The sequence below is a fragment of the Methanoculleus sp. genome, assembly GCF_036677455.1.
Taxonomy (GTDB): Archaea; Halobacteriota; Methanomicrobia; order Methanomicrobiales; family Methanoculleaceae; genus Methanoculleus.
Map to the genome: position 1 here is coordinate 1 of NZ_JAVBWL010000029.1, position 6,173 is coordinate 6,173.

The window sequence follows — 6,173 nt, forward strand, 5'->3', positions numbered from 1 at the left end:
CCTCGTGAACCCCGTGGTCCACGAGAACGTGGTCGTGGTCAGGGCGCAGACGCAGACCAATCTGGTTCCCGAACTGGAACTCGATGAAGAAGAGGTAAAAGCCGCCCTTGCAGACAACAGCGCCCTGCTCGCCCGTTACGTCGGCATGATGCAGGAGAGTGAGGAGTTCTCCGTCGCAGCGTGCCTCGCGGACACCGAAGGCCTGTCGACCCTCACGGGGAGCGACCTTGAGTTCGAACCGGATATCGATGAGGCGACCCTCGCTGCCGCACTCACGGTAACTGCCGGCATCGTCCTCGAAGACGTCCTGAACCCGGAGGTCTGCTGCAACTATGTGCCGGTGTACCAGGACGTCGCCGTCATTGCGGTTGACTGGCCGGTCAATGACGTTGGCATGGTGCTCCGGACTCCTCTCTCGTTAGGGCTCATCGACCAGGCCTTCTCGGATGAGCAAGTGCAGCAGGCGGTTCTGCTCGGCCTCATCGACGAGAACGGCAGCGAGTGGCAGAACCTCTCCGAAGGGGAGAGAGCGGCGATCACACAGGCCGTCCTTGCCGGAGATACCGGCGTTCTTGCAGCCTACACCGAAGACGAGACGCTCACCAGGTATCAGGCACTCATGGAAGACGGAGAAGCGTTCGAGTTCCTGAACGGAACCCGGCTTGCGGCCGCGATCCCGCTCTCGGTGAGCTGCGGTGTCTACGTCAACGACGCCGGGGGAGACGTGGTGCTCCACGACAACGAGATCATGGTAGAGACCAGCGCCGCCGGCATTGCAGTCGCACAAGGCGACAACCTCGATGCGCCCGACGCGGCGGCGGGATCCGCCGGCATTGTAGCGGCGTTCGGTCTCGCCGGAACAGGTGACTCCATCAGCGTCGAAGAGAACTGCATCCATGTGATCACCAACGGAGCATTCCTGGGCCAGGCCATGGGAGGTGAAAACGAGACCGCCGATACAGCAGCAGGCACCGCAAACCTCCTCCTCGGAGTGGGAGTTCTTGCCGATGCAGACGACGAGCGCGTCGTGAACAACAATGTTACTGTCGCACAGAGAAGCCGGGCCCAGACCCTGGCGTTCAACATGGTTAAGGACAGGATGGCCCTCAGCGTTGCCGCTACGGCGGGCGTGGGCATCGGTATCGTCCTCGATCCATACGAGGTCCTCGATCCCGACACTTACGAGCCCGCTCCCCCCGCGCCGGACGAGTGGTTCGCAGGCGTCATCAAGGGCAACAACGTCTCTGTCACAACTGAGATCAATGCACTCTCACTCGCCGAGATGCTGCTCCCCGCACCCCTCGACGGGTCGTCGAACGCGCTCTCCGGCGCGGTAGGCGCAGCGGCGAGCTTCGGCATCGTCGCACCCGAGGCCGACGTGCTCGATAACGTCGTCAACACGACTGCAAGTCAGACGAGCTTCGCGGGAGCGTATGTCGAAGAAGCACCCACCGTGCAGGCAGTGGAGATCGACCTGCCGGGCGCCGGTGCCGCAAACCTGGGTGTCGCCGTCTCCAGCGGCATCCTGACCGTGCGCTCCTACATCGAGAACAACACCGTCTACACCGCGGCGAACTCCGAGACAGTCGTTGAGGCATTAACGGAGGAACTCCTCGAGGATGCCGGCATCCTCGCCGGCACCGTGGTGGCAGACGTCGGCATCGTGAGCCTGAGCCCCTCGTATATCGACGGAAATACCGTGGATGGAGAGATATCCGGATCCATGATCGGCATGGTCGGGGGCGACCGGGTGGACGACGGTTTCCTGCTCCTCGGCCTGGACCTCGGCATCCTCTCGCGGGGAAGCGACGCGACGTTCAACAACATCCATAACGGCTACATCGGGTTCCCCTACTACTACGAAGAGGAGGTGCGCGAACCCTATGCCTTCTACAACTGGTGGGGCGACGCGAGCGGCCCGTCCGGGTTCGGCCCCGGCACGGGAAGCCCGGTCACCGGCACCATGAACTACGAGCCCTGGCTGACGAAGCCGGCGGACGTCGTCCTCGAGACCGGCAAGTCCTATTTCGGGCTTGAGATCGGATCGCCGAACATCGGCGGCGACGGCTACCGCGACGGCCTTGAGCCGGGCTGGAAGACCCTCTCGTTCCCGCTCGCGCTCGAGAACAACACCTGGCAGGCGGTCACCCGCGCCGGCGACGGCCTCAACTACAGCGTCGCCTGGACCTGGGATGCCGCCGGCCAGCGGTGGGTCCAGATGACCTCGACGAGCAAGATCAACCCGCTCGATGCGGTCTACATCCGGATGAACGACTACGACCGCCTCCCGGTCACGATCAACCCCGAGATCACGAACCCGCCGACCAAAGCCCTCAAGGCAGGGTGGAACCTGGTCGGGCCGGCGTATGACCTGAAGAGCGGGCCGATAGATGTGCCGGCCCCCTACCTCTGGTGGGGCGAGCCCTACGGGACCCCTGTCTGGGAGGCACTGACCTCCGCAGAAGAGACGCCGGCAGGCCTGACGGGCTATACCATCGTCGTTTCGCCGTCCATCAACCCCGAAGCCTGGGTCCTCACCAGGAATGACTGGTGGGACGACGGGTACGACATGGACGCCACCTGCGGCTACTGGGTCTTCATGGAGAACCCCGACACCCTTGCCGGGTTCTCCTCCACCCCCCTCCCCATGCCCGGGTGGGCCTGGGACCTCTGAGGTGGGCCCAACAACCCTTTTTGAGGAACAACCATGAAGCAACGACCAGCACCACGAACCACAGCCCTCCTCACGCTCCTCATCACTGTCAGCCTCCTTGTCGTTCCCGCGCTCGCAGACGAGAGCGCCCCGTCGACGCTCCCGCACGTCTTCTACGGGCAGGTCTATAACGTGGACGGCTCGAACGCCCCGGCAGGCTCGATCATCGTCGCATCGGTCGCGGGGAGCCCCGCCGGAACGACCACCCTGACCACGGCCGGAGAGTACGGGGTCGGCCCCGGGGACGGGGATGCCGTTAAGTTTGCCGTTTGGAACTCCGCCATATCTCCAGGCGACACCATCACGTTCTCCATCTACGGGGTCCGGGCATTGGAGTCGGCGGTCTACGAGAGCGGCGGCTTCACGAACCTGACGCTCACCGCGAGCGCGCCTCCACCCACGCCCACGCCGTCACCGACAGGCGGGGGCGGCGGCGGTGGAGGTCCGAGCGGCGGCGGTCCCATCATCCCGCCCCCTACTACCCCGTCCGCACCGGAGGTGCCCGTCGGGCAGGCATCGCTCCCCCTCTCGGCGACGGGTGAGGTTAGCGAATCGGTGACGGTCAGGACCGGCGACGGCGTCGGTTCACTGACCGTCGGCGAGGGGACGCATGCCCGCGACGCAAGCGGAAACCTGCTCGGTGAAGTGACCATAGCGCGCGCCGACGCCGACGGGCTGCCCCCGAACCCTCCGGGGACAGCGATCGGCTTCGCCCTCAACTGTGGGCCGGCCGGCGCCACCTTCGACCCGCCGGTCACCATCACCTATACGCTCTCCGAGGAGGAGTGGGAGGAGATTGGCGACCCTGCCACGCTCTCGGTGATGTGGTACAACCCCGGGACCGGCGAGTGGCAGGAGATTCCCGCAACCGTGGACCCGGCAACCCGGACGGTGACGGCGCAGGTCTCGCACTTCAGCCTCTTCACCCTGGCGTGGGCCGCTGCATCACCGGGGGAGGCGACCACCCCGGCCGTGACCGGGGCGCCGGGAAGTGAGGTCACGCAGGGCGCACCGGGGACGGCAGCCTCCGGGGATCTCCCGATGGCCGCCATCGCCATGGTCTTTGGCACCGTTGTGGTCATCGCAGCGGGCTACCTGCTGCTCCGGCGGCGCTGACGCCCACCTCTTTTTTTTATCGTTCCCAAAACCTTGATGGGCCACCGAAAGAGATCCTGAAGGGGAAGACTGGAACCGTCATGATCCTTTCACCCGCGTTCTACGAACGGGATACCGTGACCGTCGCAGAAGACCTCCTCGGATGCCTGCTCGTTCACCGCGAGGAGGCAGGAGCCACGATGGGGTGGATCGTCGAGACCGAGGCCTACCTCCGGGGGGACCCGGCGGCCCACTCGTTCCGTGGCAAAACAGCGAGGAACCGGACGATGTTCGGGCCGGCGGGCCACGCCTACGTCTACCGGATCTACGGCCTGCACACCTGCGTCAACATAGTGACCGGGCCGAGAGGGGTCGGGGAGGCGGTCCTCGTCCGGGCGCTCGAACCCGCCTGCGGGATTGACCTGATGCGGGCACGGCGGGGGACGGACGACCCGCTCGCGCTCGCGAGCGGCCCCGGAAAACTGACGCAGGCGCTCGGGATCACCATGGATTTCGACGGGACCTCCCTCTCCGACGGCCCCCTCCAGGTCCGGCCGCCCGAGAGCCTCTCCGGCCGCCGGCCGGAGGGGTTGCCGGGCGAGGTCGTCCGGACGACGCGGGTCGGGATCACGAAGGCGGCGGACCTCCCCCTCCGATTCTACCTGAAAGGGAGTCGTTACGTCTCGCGGCGGTGAGGACCGCCGGGGCCGGGGCCGCGGCGCCGGACCATGCCCCCCTCCACCGCCTGACCCTGGAGCGTTATGGTCTTCTCAGCCACAGGAATCTCCTTTCCTGCACGCTTGAGGGCCCGATCCACGACGGTGCGCACCCCGCTGCAGCAGGGCACCTCCATGTGCAGGACCGTGACCGACCGGACCGTGTGCTGCGAGAAGATCTCCGCGAGTTTCGCGACATACCCCTCGATATCCGCGTCCAGTTTCGGGCAGAAGATGAGCAGGATCCTGCCCCGCAGGAACTCCTGGTGGAACTCCCCGTAGGCGAAGGGAACGCAGTCCCCGGCTATGAGGAGTTCCGCGTCGTCGAAGTAGGAGGCCGCGGGATTGACGAGCGTCAACTGGATCGGCCACTGCCGGAGTTCCGACTCCACCCGTGCGGCCTGCTCTGCACTTCTGGCCTCTTCCCGCTGGAGGCTCCTTGCCACGGTGCCCGGGCACGCCGCCGGGGCTACGGGGGCGGGACCGCCCCGTTCTCCCGCGGTCTCGTGCGGGGGAACCGGGATACCGTGCTCCGTCAGGTACTCGATCGCCTGCCGGTAGAGTTCCTTCTCCCCGTGGCCGAGGAGGTGCTCGAGGTGCGCCCTGATGACGCCCTCTCCCTGGGGCACGACCTTCGTCATCACCGCCTTCTCATCGTACGGCTCGGCTTCCCGCTCGATGACGGAGATCGCTCCCTCGGGGCACGTCCCGATACAGGCGCCGAGCCCGTCGCAGAAGAGGTCGCTCACGAGCCGTGCCTTCCCGTCGATGACCTGGAGCGCTCCTTCCGGGCAGTCAGGAATGCAGATCCCGCACCCGGTACACCTCTCCTCATCGATATCGATGATCTTTCTCTTCATCGGTCTTCTCCCTGTATCTTATCAGGTTCTACCTTGGCGCCCGGTCTTAACAACATATCGCCGGAGAACGTTCGTACCCCGGGCCGAAGGCTCCGGGCGCAGGGATGCCGGCGGCCGGCGACCCCACCTTGCCGGGGAAGAAAAGCAGTTATCCCGGAATAAAGAGACAGTTATCGTAATGTCTGCTTCACCAATCCGCCGCTCCGCACCCACCCTTGATGTCTGCAACGTCTACTTCGAGCGCGTCTACGACCCGACGATGCACGTCGTCCTCGTCCTCGACGGTGAGATCGACGGCGAGGCCCTGCGGGCGGCGACGGTGAGGCTGATTGGGTCCGACCCCTACCTCCGGTCCCGCTACACGGAGGTCGACGGCCGGCCCTTCTGGGAGGAGATCCCGGAGGAGCGCTGGAACGAGGGTTTTGTCCTCGCCAGTGTTGACGAGGACCACCCCCTCACGACACCCCCGCCGCCGCTCGATGTGCGCTCCGGGCCGCAGGTCCGGGTCAGCCTCTCCCGGAGAAGCGAGGGGGACATTGTGGCCGTGACCTGCCATCACGGCTTCTGCGATGTTTCCGGCGCCCTCACCCTTGCACGGCGGGTCTTTGCGGCTTATCGCGGGGTCATGGAGGACCCGGACTTCTCGCCGGCCCCCACGGCCCCCTACGACCGGGGGGCCGACCACGTCCTTGCACTTTTTTCTGAGGAGGAGCGGGCTCTTGCCGGGGAGGAGCCCTTCATCGACCGGTGGCGCTTCCCGGTCGAGCGGCCCGGGAGGGGGGCGTCCCG

General features: G+C 66.0%; 4 protein-coding genes and 1 pseudogene. 4 read left to right on the plus strand and 1 reads right to left on the minus strand.

Annotated elements, in window-relative coordinates; all coding sequences use genetic code 11:
- The 3 genes from V6K60_RS07155 to V6K60_RS07165 form a co-directional block, all read left to right on the plus strand.
- A partial coding sequence (locus V6K60_RS07155) for a hypothetical protein (RefSeq protein WP_332449831.1) occupies positions 1–2,674 on the plus strand: 2,674 nt, incomplete at its 5' end.
- Between the two features lie 33 nt (positions 2,675–2,707).
- A complete protein-coding gene (locus V6K60_RS07160; protein ID WP_332449832.1) occupies positions 2,708–3,829 on the plus strand; it encodes a hypothetical protein in 1,122 nt (373 codons plus the stop codon).
- Positions 3,830–3,909: 80 nt separating this feature from the next.
- On the plus strand, positions 3,910–4,503 hold the full coding sequence (locus V6K60_RS07165) for a DNA-3-methyladenine glycosylase (protein WP_332449833.1): 594 nt from the start codon (positions 3,910–3,912) through the stop codon (positions 4,501–4,503).
- Here the strand turns inward: V6K60_RS07165 and V6K60_RS07170 are convergent.
- The gene (locus tag V6K60_RS07170; RefSeq protein ID WP_332449834.1) at positions 4,485–5,384 is read right to left on the minus strand and encodes an ATP-binding protein; all 900 of its coding nucleotides are present in this window, start codon (positions 5,382–5,384) and stop codon (positions 4,485–4,487) included. The genes V6K60_RS07165 and V6K60_RS07170 overlap by 19 nt on opposite strands.
- Before the next feature lie 178 nt (positions 5,385–5,562).
- Here V6K60_RS07170 and V6K60_RS07175 point away from each other — a divergent pair.
- Positions 5,563–6,173, plus strand: a pseudogene (locus tag V6K60_RS07175) (condensation protein); the annotation flags it as partial.

What these genes read in the sequence shown, in the direction of transcription:
- V6K60_RS07160 (WP_332449832.1), top strand. Translation starts at nt 2,708, where the DNA reads ATGAAGCAACGACCAGCACCACGAACCACAGCCCTCCTCACGCTCCTC.
- V6K60_RS07165 (WP_332449833.1), top strand. Translation starts at nt 3,910, where the DNA reads ATGATCCTTTCACCCGCGTTCTACGAACGGGATACCGTGACCGTCGCA.
- V6K60_RS07170 (WP_332449834.1), bottom strand. Translation starts at nt 5,384, where the DNA reads ATGAAGAGAAAGATCATCGATATCGATGAGGAGAGGTGTACCGGGTGC.